11 protein-coding genes are annotated in these 17,041 nt (G+C 39.2%); 3 read left to right on the top strand and 8 right to left on the bottom strand.

What is annotated here, in order from left to right; genetic code table 11:
• Window positions 1-214: 214 nt before the first annotated feature.
• Window positions 215-2,386, top strand: a complete 2,172-nt coding sequence (gene ppk1 / locus AACU33_RS23185) for a polyphosphate kinase 1 (RefSeq protein WP_096590946.1) — start codon at window positions 215-217, stop codon at window positions 2,384-2,386.
• A 3-nt stretch (window positions 2,387-2,389) separates the two neighbouring features.
• Here ppk1 and AACU33_RS23180 read toward each other — a convergent pair whose 3' ends face one another.
• The 8 genes from AACU33_RS23180 to AACU33_RS23145 all read right to left on the bottom strand — a co-directional run bounded on the left by AACU33_RS23180 (window position 2,390) and on the right by AACU33_RS23145 (window position 14,561).
• Complete coding sequence (locus tag AACU33_RS23180) at window positions 2,390-3,370, bottom strand: magnesium transporter CorA family protein (RefSeq protein WP_096590944.1); 981 nt, start codon at window positions 3,368-3,370, stop codon at window positions 2,390-2,392.
• Between the two features lie 124 nt (window positions 3,371-3,494).
• On the bottom strand, window positions 3,495-4,373 hold the full coding sequence (locus tag AACU33_RS23175; RefSeq protein ID WP_096590942.1) for an SMP-30/gluconolactonase/LRE family protein: 879 nt from the start codon (window positions 4,371-4,373) through the stop codon (window positions 3,495-3,497).
• A 162-nt stretch (window positions 4,374-4,535) separates the two neighbouring features.
• Window positions 4,536-5,345: an SDR family oxidoreductase gene (locus AACU33_RS23170; RefSeq protein WP_096590940.1), complete on the bottom strand. Its 810-nt coding sequence runs from the start codon at window positions 5,343-5,345 to the stop codon at window positions 4,536-4,538.
• A gap of 455 nt (window positions 5,346-5,800) precedes the next feature.
• Window positions 5,801-6,019, bottom strand: coding sequence for a hypothetical protein (locus AACU33_RS23165; RefSeq protein WP_339376233.1), 219 nt, complete (start codon window positions 6,017-6,019; stop codon window positions 5,801-5,803).
• A 276-nt stretch (window positions 6,020-6,295) separates the two neighbouring features.
• Entirely contained in the window at window positions 6,296-8,584 is a 2,289-nt protein-coding gene (locus AACU33_RS23160) for a COG1470 family protein (protein WP_096590936.1), read from the bottom strand.
• Window positions 8,585-8,597: 13 nt separating this feature from the next.
• Window positions 8,598-10,832, bottom strand: coding sequence for a hypothetical protein (locus AACU33_RS23155; protein ID WP_096590934.1), 2,235 nt, complete (start codon window positions 10,830-10,832; stop codon window positions 8,598-8,600).
• Between the two features lie 242 nt (window positions 10,833-11,074).
• Window positions 11,075-12,631 carry a GMC family oxidoreductase gene (locus tag AACU33_RS23150; protein WP_096590932.1) on the bottom strand — a complete coding sequence of 519 codons (1,557 nt, stop codon included), beginning with the start codon at window positions 12,629-12,631 and terminating at the stop codon, window positions 11,075-11,077.
• Window positions 12,632-12,998: 367 nt separating this feature from the next.
• A complete protein-coding gene (locus AACU33_RS23145; RefSeq protein ID WP_096590930.1) occupies window positions 12,999-14,561 on the bottom strand; it encodes a cytochrome P450 in 1,563 nt (520 codons plus the stop codon).
• 296 nt (window positions 14,562-14,857) lie between these two features.
• On the opposite strand from AACU33_RS23145, the gene AACU33_RS23140 reads away from it, so the two are divergent.
• Together AACU33_RS23140 and AACU33_RS23135 are read left to right on the top strand one after the other, a co-directional pair.
• On the top strand, window positions 14,858-16,855 hold the full coding sequence (locus AACU33_RS23140; RefSeq protein WP_096590928.1) for a protein-arginine deiminase family protein: 1,998 nt from the start codon (window positions 14,858-14,860) through the stop codon (window positions 16,853-16,855).
• Window positions 16,856-17,008, top strand: a complete 153-nt coding sequence (locus AACU33_RS23135) for a hypothetical protein (RefSeq protein WP_339376232.1) — start codon at window positions 16,856-16,858, stop codon at window positions 17,006-17,008. It begins immediately after the preceding gene.
• Window positions 17,009-17,041 lie beyond the last annotated feature (33 nt).

Raw genomic sequence — 17,041 nt, 5'->3', positions numbered from 1 at the left:
TTTAGTTTTTGTAAAAGCTAAATCGGATTTTTAAATTTATTAACTTATTTTAAATCTTAGCTTAATCAAAAGTTAAACATATTATTAGCTCAAAATATTACATTGATTATTCACAATCTAAAATAAAAGATAGCTGATTGAAAAAAACTAGCCCATGTTACTGTAAGGTAAAAATAATTGCGATCGCCTCATTATAGAGTTGCCAAAAATTATTATGAGTAAAACAAAAAAAGCTAACAAAGATATTAATTTAAACGATTCACAATATTACTTAAATCGCGAACTCAGCTGGTTAGAATTTAATCGTCGGGTTTTACATGAGGCGCTAGACCGTCGCACTCCATTACTAGAAAGACTGAAATTCACTGCTATCTTCAGTTCTAATCTAGACGAATTTTTTATGGTTCGTGTTGCAATTCTCAAAGAACAAGTTGAAGCGCAGTTAAGTCAACAAACCATCGATGGACTAACTCCACAACAACAATTAGAAGCCATCTATCAATGCCTTCATCCAATGGTAATTGAACAGCATCGCTACTTTGAACAGGTGCTGCGTCCAGAAATGGCATCGCATGGTATTCATCTTCTAAATTACATCGATCTTAGTCCAGAACAACGTAGTTACCTACAACAAATATTTCAAAAAAAGATTTTTCCAGTTCTGACTCCTTTAGCAGTCGATCCCAGCCATCCTTTCCCGTTGATGGCGAATCTCAGTTTAAATTTAGCCGTGGTAGTCAAAGCGCCAAATACAGGAGAAGAAAAGTTTGCTAGAGTAAAAGTCCCAAATATTCTACCTCGATTTATTGCCTTGCCTCAGGAATTACAACTACAAAATGGCAAGTTAAATCACTGGACAGGTGTGGCGATAGAGCAGATTATTGCTCACAACTTAGAAGCTTTATTTCCAGGGATGATTATTAAGGAATATCATCTATTTCGCTTAACTCGTGATGCTGATTTAGAAGTAGCAGAAGATGAAGCTGATGACTTGTTATTAGCAATTCAACAGGAATTACGTAAACGTCACTTTGGTGGCTCTGTCGTGCGATTAGAAATCCAACCATCAATGCCCTTCTCAGTACGACAGATGTTGATAACAGAAATGGATTTGGCTGAGAGTGATATTTATGAGATAGACGGCTTACTAAATTTGAAAGATTTGATATCGTTTATCAAGTTGCCTTTGCCGGAATTGAAAGATCCAACTTGGAAACCAGTTATTCCACCTCGTCTGCGGCATTTTCATCAACCGAGTAAAATTGCCAACATAGATGGCCAGGAAAACAACATTTTCTCAGTGATTCAGCAAAAAGATTTACTAGTGCATCATCCTTATGAATCTTTTAGTTGCTCTGTAGAGTTATTTATTGCCCAAGCTGCCCGCGATCCTCATGTATTGGCAATTAAGATGACACTTTATCGCACTACCGGCGATTCTGAACTGATCGGTTCTCTCATTACTGCGGCTGAAAGTGGTAAACAAGTTGCTGTAATTGTAGAACTAAAAGCTCGCTTTGATGAAGAAAATAATATTACTTGGGCTAATAAATTAGAAAAATCTGGCGTTCATGTAATCTATGGGCTAGTAGGACTCAAGACTCACACCAAGATTGTACTGGTGGTGCGTCAGGAAGGAGAAAATATGCGACGATACGTGCATATTGGTACGGGAAATTATAATGCGAAGACAGCAAATTTATATACTGACGTAGGGCTATTAAGTTGCCGAGAAGATTTAGGAGCAGATTTAACCGATTTATTTAATTATTTGACGGGTTATTCTTGCCAAGAGTCTTACCGTAAATTGTTCGTATCTCCTGTGAATATGCGCGATCGCATTATCGCCTTAATTCATAGAGAAATCGCACACTGTAAAAACGGCAACAGAGGTCATATTATCGCCAAAATGAATTCTTTGGTTGATGCTCAGATTATTGCTGCTCTTTACGAAGCTTCGCAAGCTGGGGTAAAAATTGACTTGATTGTCCGAGGTATTTGTTGTTTGCGTCCGGGAATTCCGGAAGTCAGCGAAAATATTCGGGTTATTAGTATTATCGGTCGTTTTTTAGAACATTCACGGATATTTTACTTCAATAATAATGAACAAAATGAAGTATATATTGGTAGTGCTGATTGGATGCCTCGCAACTTAGATCGGCGTGTGGAAGCAGTTACGCCAATTGAAGATGCTGAGATTGTACAAAACTTACAAAATATTTTGGCAATCATGCTAGAAGATAATCAACAAGCTTGGGAACTACAGTCAGATGGTTCTTATATTCAACGTCGTCCCCATCAAGATGAGCCAGAACTTAGTTCCCAAAATATTCTCATGGACAAGACGCAACAATTATCAAATAATCAATTGTTTTCCAAGTTATAAATTCTACAACCAACGTTGTTGTTTAGCATAGATAATACTACCAATTACAATTAAAACCATCACGCCCATCACCGTAGGATAAGCCCAAGGTTGATCTAATTCCGGCATATATTTAAAATTCATGCCATAAACACCAGCAATGAAAGTGATTGGTAAAAATACAGTCGAGAGGATAGTTAAACGATTAATACGTTCGCTGGTTTTGCTAGCAACATTATCGCGTTGAATTTCCATTAATTCTGACATCCACACTCTTAGCGATTGATATTCTTGCCAGAGTTTATCGGCGTCATGAACCAAGTCTTGATTGAATAGTTCCTTGACTGGTGGACTCAACCATTGAAAATCTTCATAATTCATCATCGCTAGCAGTGACTTGATGCTTTGAAAATTCCGGCGACCAAAGCGAGTAGATTGCCTCATGGCGGCAATTTTTTGATATGTTGATTCATCACCAGAATTTGCTAAAACTTCATCTTCTAAATCATCAAGTTGTCTAGAGATATGGTCAAAGACAGTATAGTAGTTGTTCAAAATATCTTTAAAAATTAAATAGAAAAGATAATCGATTCCTAGATGTTGAATATTTATATTTCGCTTTTGAATGTTGATACTTAATGTACTTAAGATTTTAACTTCAGTGATTTCAAATGTAATGATAAAATTGTTGCCAACTATAATAGTGCCACGGGCAACCTCGAATTCTCGATTTTGTTTTTGATGAGTGAGAATTTCATAGTTATCAAATAAACAATCTTCGATGTCATCATCAATTCCCATTTGACAATGATTAAAAATCATGTCAACACGAGATGGCTTGAGTCCGAAGTGTTTGATAATTTTGCCAATAGCAGTGCGATCGCGAAATTGAATACAGCGCAACCAGATATTGTCAGAACTACCAATTCTTTCCAGTACGGCATTGACATCCCAACTGGTAAATACTTCCAGGTGGTTCTGAGAGAAGGTGAGAAGAATTAGCATATAGCAATCTCAGTTGAGTTGTGAGAAATCACAGTAACTCAAAGTACTTATCGATCGGCATATAGCTATCCTAGTTTGATTCGTGAATTTATACCCCTAAGGGCATGAAAAATTACTCGTATTCTCATCCTTTAAAAGGATGCGTGGGCAAGCCAGAGATAGGAGTTGTTAAGCTAAATAAATCGCCAGAATAGAAGCTGTTTTGAATTTCTGCCTCGCTTAACCCGACTGATGCTGTGGTAATGTAAAGCGTCATCAAATCTGCATTGCCAAAAGTGCAGGCAGTTGGACGCTGAACCGGCATCATCACTCGCATCATCTCTTTACCAGCAGGATCAAAGCGGATAATACACCAACCATCCCACATAGCTGACCAAATACAACCTTCCCGATCTATTGCCAAACCATCGGGATAGAAGGATTCAGCGCTTAAATCAATGAAGACTCGACGATTGCTAATACTACCACTTTCAGCATCGAAATCAAAAGCATAGATAGTTTTAAGGGGCGAGTCAGTCAAATAAAAAGTGCGATTGTCTGGACTCCACCCCAACCCATTAGATATTGTCAGTCCAGTTTCTAGTACGTGTAACGAACCATTAGGATCGTAACGGTAAAGACAACCATTTGTCCCGCTAGTACTCATTGAGCCGAACCAAAAACGCCCTACTGCGTCACACTTACCATCGTTGAGGCGGATATCAGGCTCAATATCTTCTAATGTCAGAATCGGCGTAACTTTACCGTTACTGGTATCCAAAAAAGCTAGGCGGCGGCGTTGAGCCATAATTAGTCGGTTAGTTCCGGCTGGTGCAATACAACCTACAACTTCACCCACATCAAAAATTTTATGCGCAGTAGTAGTTGGATTAAACTGGTGAACGCGATGATTGTAAATATCAACCCAATACAGCAGTTGCTCATCTTGGTGCCAACAAGGCCCTTCTCCTAGACGCGCTCTGAGTTCGAGAATATTTTTCGGTGAGGACTGTGCAAGGTTCATTAATTTTTGGGACTTTTAGAAGAGTTTTTCAACGCAGAGGAACACAGAGTTTGGCTAAGAGAGTTGGTTAATTTATGTTGTACTAAGTTGCATCCTCTCTTAAAATACTTTGTGTCTCTGTGTCTTTGTGGTCAACGATCGCAGAAATCCTTAGCGACAAATTTAGGCTGACCAAGCTTCTCGGAAGTCTGCATACAGCGTGAGTCCGCCATCAATAAATAGAGTTTGTCCGGTGATGTAGGCGGCTTCGTCAGAGGCGAGAAATGCGACGGCTGCTGCCATTTCTTCTGAAGTTCCGGCGCGACCCATTGGAATATGACTTTCAACGATCGCCTTTTTTTCTGGGTCGTCTGTCCACGCTTTATTGATTGGTGTAATTGTGGCTCCCGGCGCGATCGCATTGACGCGAATTCCTTGTTTGGCATACTCTAGGGCTAGTGTTTTCGTCAGATTTTCCATTCCACCTTTGCTAATCGAATAGCTGAGGTACAAAGGTCGAGGAATAATTTCGTGAACGCTAGAAATATTAATAATAATGCCAGGGCGTTTTTGCGAGAGAAAATGCTTAATTGTCTCCCGCGCGCACAAGAAAGCACCGCGCAGATTTATAGATAAGATGTTATCAAAATCTTTGGTAGGGATTTCATGGGATGGGCATTCTTTCTGAATTCCCGCATTGTTGATCAGAATATCTAAGCTGCCAAATTTCTCGACAACTGTATTCACCATATTAATAATCTCTGCTTCTTGGGAAACATCACCTTTAATGAGTAGGGATTTGACACCGCATTCTTCGACTTGTCCGCAAGCAGTTTGCATTGCTAATTCTTCTGTTTCCTCAGCACCTTCTGGACTTTTGCTGTAGTTGATGGCAATATTGCAACCTTCTTGTGCCAGCCGAATTGCGATCGCTTGTCCAATTCCCGAACTAGCTCCGGTAATCAGTGCATTTTTTCCCTTTAATCCCTTCATTGCAAGTTTTCCTCGCTTTTAGGCAGAGTATCAAATTAATCTTATTCATTTCACCCCTACTTATTAATCCACCTTGAGTAATAGCTGCGCATCTCACTTTTCAACTATGCTCAACAAAAAAGGCAGAATCGGTCTGCCTCCTAGGTCGTCACGAGCTAATATCAATATCTGATGTTTGTTAAAACTAAAAAATTATAAGTAATTGCAATATTAACTAATCAATGCGATCGCAGTGCCAATATAAAATCAATATTTAGACTTGATATATTAATAAAATATCTGAAATATCTTATTAATCAATCATGCTGCTATTACAATCCGAAATAATTCGTGAGAAAATATTGAAATAAAAATCTTTATGTTATAAGCATTACAGCTTTAATTCATTTTCACGTATCATTTAGGATTGTTATATCATTGATTTTGACACTGCAATTTTTGAATTTCGGTAATTATTAGGGAGTTTTTTCGGGAGCGTTTAAACGCCACATCTTTTCTATATGTGCAATTCGTCGCCGACGAATTTGAGATTTACACCTGCCATAGCCAGTAATTATTAGTACTAGAACTATAGGTATTGAAATTATCATACAACCTGTCAGGGCATTTGTTGCGACATCACTTTGTTTGCTGGGATGAACTTGCGCTTGGACAGCCAATGGTACATACATCATCTTAAAAACTCAAATTGTTTCAATTAATACTTTATATACAGCAAGTTCAAAAAGAATTATGCAGATTAATTGTAAAGTTATGAGATTGCCCTTTATAAATTCTTCATAAGATTCATAAAGCAACGTTTCCTGGCAAAAAAATACACGCTTTACTGATGCACTTGCGGGAAATGAGGTATCTAGTACTACTAAATACTCAAGTTTCAAGGCGATCTCAAAGTGAGGAAACCAGATTTTGAAAAGGCAGAGAAGAGATATTGCTGATTTTCTGTTACATCAAAAACCTGGTTGAACTGGGCTAGCTGAAGGAACTGGGGTAATTGCAGGTGGTGTAGGGGTAGGTACAACTTTTTTGATAACTGCGATCGCAAATCCTCTTTGCTGGGGTTGTTGCTTACCAGATTTATCAATTACTTGCAGTGCAATTTGGGGTGGAAATTCTGAAATTACGGGAAGTTGCAGCGAACCTACTGGTTTAAGATCGTTACCGTATGGTAGCAGCTTCACTTGAATATCTTCTCCCTCTACTCTCCAAGATAAAGTAGCTGTTTCGCCTTCTTTGAGTGCTTGATTTGGTTGTTCGCTTCCATTGATAGTGAAAGAAATAATCTTAATTGGTTTAGGTAAAACTTCAATTTTACTTTCAGCTTTTTTAGCACTAATTTTTTCACTACCATTATTTGCCAAAGCTTTCAATTCTAAGGCAAACTTACCAGCTTTTAATGGTGGTATAGGTATATTGGTACATTGCAATTGGCGATTAACTTCTTGGCAATACTTCTTGAGTTTAGAGTTATCAATATTACCTTGAGTAAATTTAAAAACTATTGGATTTCCAGTTGATGTGCCCTCATCTGTTATACTACTAATCTGAGCTTCTTTTAGTAATAGAGGATTGGCAATTGTCCAATTAACTAAAATATTTTCTCCGAATTTATATTGGGGTTTACTGGCATTAAAATTAACAATTTCTGCTATTGGTTTATCATTTATTACTACTTGGGTTGTTTGATTATCTGTTTTTGCCGTTTCAGAAAAGAATGCATTACCTTTATGATATAAGCCTTGTAACTCGAAACTGTAATTACCTTTGGTGTTGATACCAGGTTTAACATTGTTGCAAATCAAATCTATTCGTCTTTGTACTATACAAGGTGATATTTCATTAACATTTCGGCTAACTAATGATTCAGGAATACCATTACGAAAATCGTAGATAATCGGTTTAATTGGTTGCGGCCCTTTAATGATGAGAATTAAATTTTCTAACTGTTTATAATTACGCACATCCCACCTCAAAGCTACCTCATCCTCACCTTCGGTAAGTTGAGGGCTATTAGCGCTGAAATTTTCTATTTTCAACTGTGGGGGATTTAAGAGTTGCCAAATCAGGAATCCTATTCCGCCCAATAATCCTAAAATTAGTAAGATTAATAAGATAAATTGCCACAAAGGGCGGGGTTTCCAGACTAAAGTACCCCGTGGTAATGTATCAGGAATAAATAGATCGTGTTTATCGTAAATATTGACTTGAAAGTTGATCGTGTGTCCTGCACCAAACCAGGGTCTGCGCCACCAAGGTCTAGGTTTTAATGTGAGATTAACTTCAGAACTTTTGGTAGGTAATAATCTGACTTCTGCTGGGTCTAATTTATAGGTAAATAGTCTTTCTTCATCTCGACTTTCCACACCAAATATCAGTTCGCGGATAATATTACCTTGGTTAACCAGGGATAATTCATACCTACCAGGAATTCGGCTAACTTGTCCCAAAATAGTATTTAGTTGTATATCTAGGTCATAATTTGTGGGAATTTGGAGATACACCAAATCTAACAAGACTAAATCGGGAAATTTCTCTGAATACAAACGCAGAGTTGGAGAATAGCTTCCCGCCAAGGTATCGGCTGGCGGATGAAATTTTAAGGAGATTTTACCTGACTCACCAGGGTTAAGTGCTAAATCATTAATATCAGATAATAACCCAGTACCTTCTACTCCCGTTGCGGGATAGGTAATTGTAAACCAATTATCATCTAAATCGAGGCAATTTAAACGAAAACGGTCTACATATTGAGAGCGATTTTCAACTGTCACCTCTAATAGCAAAGGTTCGTGGAGTTTGCAAATTAGAGGCTTATTAGTGTTACTGCTGGGTTTAATAGAAAAAGTCGAATCATTCGCCCGAATGGCTGTATGTTCTTTGGGTACAATCTTCAGTTGGCGAGGGAAATTAATCGGCGTATCTTGGGGATAATGTTGAGGCGCGTCTACAACTAAAGTATAGTCGTAGGTTCCAGGGTTAGCCTCAATAGGAATTTCAAAGGTAAATGTTACTTCGTCACTACTTTGTTGAGGCGCGATCGCACAACTTTCTCTAGGTATAATAGATAATCCCGTGACGTTTTTAAATGGTTCGTCAAAGTTTAAATATAAATCAATAATCGCATTGCGATCGCCTTTATTGATGACGACAGCATGAAGTTCAATTGTATCTCCTGGCATAGCATCTTGAATACCAGGTGGGGTAATAAATACTTCCAGGGGACTGGGTTTAGCTTGCATATTACCAACTCCCTTATTTAATAGGCTGTGAATCTAGTTTTACCCGAAAATCTTCGCCACCACTCACAATCGCATTTCTTTGATTAATTGTTTTTAAATCAATAGTGTTAATTTTCTTGGTACTTTGGTAAATTATTTCACCTGTGGCTGCTTTGATTTTATCGAGCTTATGTTCTGGAGTTAAATACCACATCATAACGCGCCCATCATCGCCACTACTTACTAGCAGGCGACCATCTTCATTAAATGCCAAACTCCGCACTGACATTTTTGATGCCGACCAGCGATCTAATGTGGGACAATTTAATTCAGCTATTTGATTTTGAGGATTTGGCAGAGTTTGACATCGATTTAAATTCCAAATCGTAATATATCCCGCCGAGTCAGAAGTTGCGAGGATTTTTTCGGAAGAATTAGGTACAAAGGCTAATCCCCAAATATAGTCTTCGCGTCCGGTTCTTGGGTCTAACTTTTCTAATTTTTGAACGGCTAAACCTTTAATTTGAATCTTAATTTGAGATTGATTCCATTGCCACAATAAGAAACGCTTAAAATTACCCGCCATTACCAAAATTCGATCGTCTGGACTAAGAGTTAAAGCCCTAACTTGAAACCCCGATAACTGTTGTTGAGTTTGCAAGTCAATTACTTTTGGTTCTGGCTGGAAATCATCGTTGGTAGATGGTCTTGACCATAGTCTTACCTTACCACTACCATAACCGCTAAATAAATCAAGGGAATTTTTTGTAAATACTAAGTCAAAAACTCTATCACCTTTAGCTTTGGGGTCTTGTTGGTCTTGCAGTTCGTTTCGTTTTCGACCTGTGGGAACATCTCTAAGTTCTATGACACCATTATCTAAACCAACCGCCACGCGATCGTTTTCTAAAGGTATAAAGCGCGCTACTTCTACAGCATCATCGGTAATTGCTAATAAACCTTGAGGCTTGTGCTGTCTACCACAAGCCACAGGCTGACCATCATAGGTAATGCTTGCAGGTTCTAAGCGATCGCCATTAATATTCCACAGTCTTAACGTGCAATCATCGGAACCACTGACCACAGACAAACTCGTACCGCTAAAGCCGACTGAGTTCACAGAGCGAGTATGCATTATTGGCTCTGGTCTTAATAATAATGCTAGCAATGCAAGTATTAAAATTAAAATAACCAACTGTAACCATAGCGGTAAAATCGGTAAAACTTTTAATTCTAAATTCTGGGTTGCAGGGTCTGTACTCCCCAAACGTTGGTCTGATAATTCCGATTTAGCTTCTAAAAATAAAGTCTTGCCTATACCTAACCAAGGGCGTTTGGTTTTAATATCTAAAATCAGTTTAGTTGTTTCACCTAAATTTAGATTGGCTGTTGTTGGTACAGTTTTGAAAGTACATCTTCGCCAATCGCGTCCTTGAAGTTTGACATTAATTTCTTGAACTAGGTTGCTAGCATTTCTAAATAGCAATTCAAAAGATGCAGTATCAGCTTTCCAATTTGGTAGCCAACTACGTTTTTGCGGAATGATTTGAGAATTTTGAGTTGTAGTAAATTCAACAAAACCTACAGGTAAAACTTCTAGATTTCCTTCAGTGCTAGCCGGATAACCGCTACTAGCGATCGCTTCAATGATAAATGGATAGATGTCGCTAGGTGCTTGGATTACAGATAAAGGTTGACATTGAAAAATTGCTTCTGTTTGACCGCCAGGATCGAGAGAAAACCGTCGTTCTGCACTGCTAACCAGCCAAGCAGAATCCACACCCGTAAATCGCAGCGTCACATTTACAGTTTGTTGACCCAAATTTCGGACTCGTACTGGTATATCTACAGTATTACGAGGATATACTTGAAACTCTCGTACAGGCAACTCCACGCTTAAAAGTGCTGGTTGAGTATCTGCTTCGATTTTTAACCGCAGTAACAGTCTGCGTTCTTGCCCTAACTGCGGTGAGAAAATTTTCACAGTGAGGTTGACTGTACCGACAAAACCAGGAATCGGTGTATTAAAAACGAAGACCTGAAAAGTTGTGCTACTACCCGGTGGCTTGGCGGCTGCTACCTCTGGTTCCAGCTTATACCAGCGATATTCAGGATTGCGAGTTTCTCCCGCAGCAGTAATTTCTATTTGAAAATTGGCAAAGCGATCGCTGTCATTGTTGACAATGACTTCAAATAAAGCTGGGGTTCCGCTAGGACGAAAGGTTAAGTTTTGAGTAGAAAGACTAGCATTTATAACATTATTTTGCATGAAGTTTTATATTCTGTATTCTGCGGAGTCAGCAGTATAAGAAAAATATTAATAACACAAATTTTGGTCATAGCACCTTAAGTTATCTTTTAAATATATTGTGCAAACAAATTTGTCAATCAAGCGAAGCACATTAATAAAATTAATATCAGACTTCTATTCTCGCAAGATTCAATATTTTCCCTGATGCTGAATAAGTACTGTGAATTTTAGCTGTCAGGGAAAACAAAGTTTGTTCAATACTAAACTTTCCCTAACTCTAGTTCTGGCTGTGAAATCAGCCTTGCAGCTTTAATCAAATCAGCCGCCTTTTCGCCAATCATAATTGTGGGTGCGTTGGTATTTCCCGTTGTGATGGTTGGCATAATTGATGCATCTACAACGCGCAAACCTTGAACACCATGTACCCGCAGTTCGGCGTCTACCACTGAATTGGCATCTGTTCCCATTTTGCAAGTGCCAACAGGGTGGTATAAAGTTTCGCAAGTTTCCCGGACGTAAGCTTGTAGTGCTTCATTACTACTTACATCAGCACCGGGAGCAGCTTCTTCACCTCGGAAGTCATCAAATGCATTTGAGTGGAATATCTGGCGAGTAATTTTGATTCCTGCAACCAACTTTTGTAAATCGGATTCACCCTGGAGATAATTCATTCGGATTAGGGGTGCGTCTTGGGGGGAAGCGGAACGCAGGGTGAGATGACCACGACTTTCGGGATTAGTTACACAGACTGAAGCTGCGAATCCTGAACCTTCGCGGGCGTATGCAGGAGGTGCCCACAAAACAGGGCCACAGAAAAACTGCAAATCTGGCGCAGTATCTAAACGACCTTCAGTATGTAAGAACAATCCAGCTTCCCCGATATTACTAGTTGGAGCAGGTTGCAAATCCTGAGTTGCTTGGTATGCAACTATGACACTAAAGTGATCTTGGAGGTTTTGACCGACACCAGGCAAATCAGCAACTACAGGAATGTTTAAAGTTTTGAGATGTTCAGCATTACCAATTCCGGAGAGCATCAGCAACTTGGGAGAATCGAACGCACCAGCAGAAAGAATTACTTCCTGATTTACAAAGGTTTGGTGTATCGTTCCTCCGTGCAGATATTCCACTCCAATGGTGCGCGTTCCTTCAAACAATAACCGAGTGACTAATGCACTAGTAGTTACAGTTAAGTTAGGGCGATCCAAAATTGGTACTAAAAATGCTGCTGCCGTGCTGTGCCGCTTACCATCTTTGATAGTTAACTGATAAAGTCCAGCACCTTCCTGTTGTGCACCATTAAAATCAGGATTGCGCCCATACCCTAGTGCAGCTGCGCCTTCTACAAATCGATGTGATGTTACAGCAGGTGCTAAGGGATCTGTGACACTCAATAATCCATCAGCCCCATGAAATTCGGATGCACCATGCTGCTGGTTTTCCGATTTCTTGAAGTATGGGAACACATCTTGGTAACTCCAACCAGGATTGCCTAATTTTTGCCAATGGTCATAATCATGCCGACTACCGCGAATATAAATCATGGCGTTGATGGAACTGCTGCCACCTAAGGCTTTCCCGCGCGGACAATAGATTTTGCGGTTATTTAGGTAGGGTTCTTCTTCCGTAAAATATGCCCAGTCTACTTCAGTACCCCAGAGTTTTATCCAGTCTAGAGGAGCTTGATGCTCTGGTTTATTAGCCGGATTGCCTGCTTCGAGTAATAACACAGTAGTTTTACTGTCTTCTGTAAGACGGTTGGCAAGAACACAACCCGCCGAGCCTGCACCAATGACAATATAATCGTATTCAGTCATGAGCTTCTCATTAAATTGCAAAATTTTTAGAACAATACTGTTTTCAGCGACCAGCGTTAATAGACCTACTCTCAACTTGAGCCATTTGCATTGTTTGACCAAGTAACTATAGGGATTATGGACAACAAACTCAAGGTCATATAGTTGTTAGTCAGGCTGTTCTGCAAACTTTTGTGTAAAAGACATATTATTTGCATAAAGTATGTTCTCCTACTAATAAGTTGCTACGACTGGCCTTAAGAACCTATCTGCTTTGACTAGCTATATTCTGCAAATATACAGGCACAATATTGCATATCTGACTGTTTAGGTTTGACAGTCAACAACTTGAAGCAGGATTATTTATTTCTTGAAAGTTCTTAATTAACTAACTCAAATTTCTCAACCGAAAGCGCACTGGCATTTTATCGGCAGGATAAATTAACAAGTTCTGCTGTAAATCTTCTAGAGAAGAACGACCGTTGACTAACTCCCAATCAAAGTGGCGGAGCAATAATGCTAGCATCACTGTCGCTTCCAGCATTGATAGATGCTCTCCCAAGCAGCGATGCGGGCCTGAGCCAAAGCCTATTATTGGCAGTGAAGTTGTTTCCTTACTCTTATCTAACCAACGTTCTGGCAGAAATTCTTCGGGATTAGCATAGACTTCTGGATCTCTTCCAGCTGCAAGTATTGACCAGAATATCCTTGTACCCGGAGAAATTACCTTACCTTCGATAACAGTTTCGCGTTGAGTTTGCAATGAAGTCGAGCCTGTAGTGACTGGATAAAGGCGCAAAGTTTCCTTAAAAATTGCGCGAATATAAGCTAATTCTTTGAGACTTTCTATATTAATACCACCTTGATTTTCCCAAGCTTGGTCAACAATGTCCCGTGCTTGCTGAAAAACCCTTTGATTGAATGCCAACGACCCTAGTGCAAAGGATAAACTATGGGCTGTTGTGTCAGTACCAGCTATTAAGAGTTCAACAGATTCTGCTATTAATGCTTCTCGATTGTATTTTGGTTCTTTGGCAGTGATTTTGACTAACATTGATTCTTGGAACAATGGACTTACCTGTGGTAAATCGGTTTTGTTTTGTTCTCTCATTTTTAAAGCTAAGTCTATACGGGGAGTTAAAAATTCCTCTAAATATCGCCTTGCTGCCCAATAATCTCGCGAATTCTTAGTTGGCAAATATTTCATCCATGTTTTCTCGCCAGTAGCTTGCCGTAAGAATCGATAGGTTACAATGGACATCGCTTCGTATACCTTGGAAACTTCCAGAGGTGGCCCTTCTTGGCTAACACTGTTTCTATCCACGGGAATTCCTAGTACTAAACAGGAAATTACCCTCATTGTTAGTTCTACAAACAGAGGATCTACTTCAACTACTTTTGATGGCGTAGCTTTTTTCAGTGTCTCAATGACTTGTTCGCAGGCTTGGCTAATAATTTCTAGATATTTAGAGAGACTGCTGGAACTGAATTCTGGATTCCAAACTTTGCGTCGCCATTGCCATTCAGCTCCGGTTTGTCCTAAAAGAATGGGGCCTGTGATATCGTTCCAAGCGTTGCGCGATCGCTCACTTCTAATTAAGCTACCATCTCTCATCCCATTGATAATGGTATCTTCGATCGCTTTGGGCTTACTTAAAACCACAATCGGATAGCTATTAGTCCAAATAACATACATCGGCCCTAGTTGCTGGCTCCAATCAAATATTAATTGGAAATATTTTTTTTGTTTCACAGCTGCTAATACTTGCGGCAGATTTCCTAACAGCCAGTGTTTGGGAGGAGAAGGAAGCGATTCTAGCGATTTGTATGCGTTCTTTTGCTTCCACCAACGCCACCCAAGTGTTCCCGCTATGCTAGTTGCACCTACGACTATGGCTAAGTATGGAAATGATTCAGAATAAGCAATCTGAGCAAGAATGTCTTGGAACATGAATCCACCTTGTTCGCTAAAAACTTCAGATTACCCAGATACTACCTTATTGTTTCTACTTAAGAAAAAATTACTGCCCAGATCTTCAAGAAGTCGGGGATCTATAAGAATTCATTTACCACGTTTATATAACTTTTTTATATACATACTAATTCGTAAATATCGAAAATTTAAGTAAATTTTTTAGTAGAATTAAACCAATTCATCGGTATAAAATTTTTCCGATATAGCTGTTCTGAAAATCAGTTAGAAACGAATCAAGTAGTTACAAAAGTTTACTAGATTATCAGAAAATTATGAGAACTTTATTGCAAGTTGAAGATTTAAACGGCCGTAGCCCAAGCTCAAGAGAAAGAATTCGGGAATACGAAGAGGTTTTAGTTGTCGGTCAACCATTGCAAATATCTTTACAAAATCTCGCTCCTGCTAATAGTAAATTTGTGAGTTTAGAAACTCAGGGAGAAATCGAGATTTCATCTTATGCACAATCTGCGATCGCCATCAAAACCTTGATTCCCCTAGAAGAAATTCCCGAAGTTACTCTACTAGCAAGAACTTTTAGCGATCGCATAGAAGACCGTTCTTTACAAATCACCTTTCAAGATGATGTGGGACGTCTCTTGGGTCAAGTTCGCTTTCATCTAACTTGTCTGCGGATTTGTTTAGATGTGGATGCAGATCGGGATGGAGTGATTGAAGAAAATCATCCTGATAAAGGAGAGTGGAAATGGGGAATTCACGGTCATGGTGCAGTTCTATTAGTTAATAGCGATCGCGACGTTATTTATGCTGATAGTCAGTATGATGGCGAAGAAAACTATATTAGAGGACTGCTGGATCTCAAAGATTTTAGCTTTATTGTGATTCGTAAAGTTGGTTTAAGAAATTTACCTGCTGGATACGAACTTTACTTATCAGTCAATCGAGGTACCGCCCAAAGAATTCGCATTTATGACGAATTAGATCGAGATGGCTATGAGTTAATTGGGCCGAGAAGTACAAAAGCCAAAATTAAAGATACTGACAAAGACATTCTCTTAGCTATTGAAGCATTGAGTTATCCCGATTATGACTTTGATGGCAAAGTTGAAATTACTTTAAATCTTGTCAAAGCAGGAGAAACAGTTTATAGCGATCGCGTAGTTTTTCGAGTCGCTCCTTGGATAATGACACCTAATACTTTACCTCCGATTACGGTGTATGTTTCTCGTTTATCTGATGGATTTAATGCCGAATTTATTGAGGAACTGAGAAAAGTTGTGGGTAAAGCGAACGCCCAACTAGATATAGTTCCTTATGAGTTTCATCAAGACGATCCTTGGATGCAAGACGAAATTGAAATTGGTTATGCTCAAGCACCAGGACAATTCATGCACGTAGTGTTTGACTCGCCACGCGATCGCGGATTAATTGATTTTCCCAAACGTCAACTTCTCGGAATCGACTTTGGTTATGTAACCCGCAAAAGCCGCCGTCAAGCTACAAAGTTAGATTCATTTGGTAATTTAGAAGTTTCTCCCCCAGTCACAGTTAAAGGCGTTCATTATCCTTTTGGTCGTTTGATATTTGGCGGAACTCGCAAAGAAATTATCCCAGATAAACCGCGACGAATGTTAAAAGTATTGCGCGACTTTCTCTACGGTCAAAAAATTCAAGCGCCATTTGAAATTTTTTCTGACTGGCTGAGTGTAGGTCACATTGATGAGTTTATGACTTTTGTGCCTGCACCGACTCCAAAAGGATTTAAGTTACTTTTAGCAAGTCCCGATAAGTGTTATGACGTTCTCAAACGCTTACGAGATGAAGGACATTCTCGGCTATTATTGCGGCAAGGAAAAAAACTTTCTCGCAAGCCTGCTGATATTAGTGTGGCAGAGATTCTCGACAATGAAAAATTAACTGCTGAGAACCAAAGTTTTCAAGAACATATTAATTGGAATCGCGAGGTTTTGAAACAGCAATTAGATTTAGGTGAAGAAGATATTATCGACATACCAGGCTTGTTTCAAGATGATGGCTATGGACGAGCAGAAACTTTCTTCCCCAACATGGTTAATATGATTGTGCTTAACCAGCATTTGGGTATTCCCAAACCATTCGGCCCCAAACTTAACGACCAATGTCAATTTGAAGCCTATGTGAAAGGGCTTTTAGAACCTTTGGGTTTAGTTTGCCACTTTATCGATGATTGGGACCCTTATTTTCGCGCCAGAGGAGAAATTCATTGTGGTACGAATACGCGCCGACAACCTTTTGCCCAAAAATGGTGGGAAATTGAGCCGATAGAATCTTAATTGTCAACAAGAGCGATCGCCTCGTTTCAAAAGTGCGATCGCTCTTGGCTCGACTTTATCCAATTCAACAACGTCAACAACAATATCCCATCCCAACGAACCGGTACTACAGATAAAGCTTGTGATACCAAGCCTTTAGAAGTAGCGATGTGAAGCTAAAACCAGCATTTCTGATTTTATAGCCGT

The sequence above is a fragment of the Calothrix sp. NIES-2098 genome, from assembly GCF_963875125.1.
Taxonomy (GTDB): Bacteria; Cyanobacteriota; Cyanobacteriia; order Cyanobacteriales; family Nostocaceae; genus Aulosira.
Note: the sequence above shows the minus strand (reverse complement) of the source record. Positions and strands in the feature narration are given on the sequence as shown.

Bases quoted from the DNA above. Each gene is read 5' to 3' on its own strand.
- ppk1 (WP_096590946.1), top strand. From the start codon at position 215: ATGAGTAAAACAAAAAAAGCTAACAAAGATATTAATTTAAACGATTCA.
- AACU33_RS23180 (WP_096590944.1), bottom strand. From the start codon at position 3,370: ATGCTAATTCTTCTCACCTTCTCTCAGAACCACCTGGAAGTATTTACC.
- AACU33_RS23175 (WP_096590942.1), bottom strand. From the start codon at position 4,373: ATGAACCTTGCACAGTCCTCACCGAAAAATATTCTCGAACTCAGAGCG.
- AACU33_RS23170 (WP_096590940.1), bottom strand. From the start codon at position 5,345: ATGAAGGGATTAAAGGGAAAAAATGCACTGATTACCGGAGCTAGTTCG.
- AACU33_RS23165 (WP_339376233.1), bottom strand. From the start codon at position 6,019: ATGATGTATGTACCATTGGCTGTCCAAGCGCAAGTTCATCCCAGCAAA.
- AACU33_RS23160 (WP_096590936.1), bottom strand. From the start codon at position 8,584: ATGCAAGCTAAACCCAGTCCCCTGGAAGTATTTATTACCCCACCTGGT.
- AACU33_RS23155 (WP_096590934.1), bottom strand. From the start codon at position 10,832: ATGCAAAATAATGTTATAAATGCTAGTCTTTCTACTCAAAACTTAACC.
- AACU33_RS23150 (WP_096590932.1), bottom strand. From the start codon at position 12,631: ATGACTGAATACGATTATATTGTCATTGGTGCAGGCTCGGCGGGTTGT.
- AACU33_RS23145 (WP_096590930.1), bottom strand. From the start codon at position 14,561: ATGTTCCAAGACATTCTTGCTCAGATTGCTTATTCTGAATCATTTCCA.
- AACU33_RS23140 (WP_096590928.1), top strand. From the start codon at position 14,858: ATGAGAACTTTATTGCAAGTTGAAGATTTAAACGGCCGTAGCCCAAGC.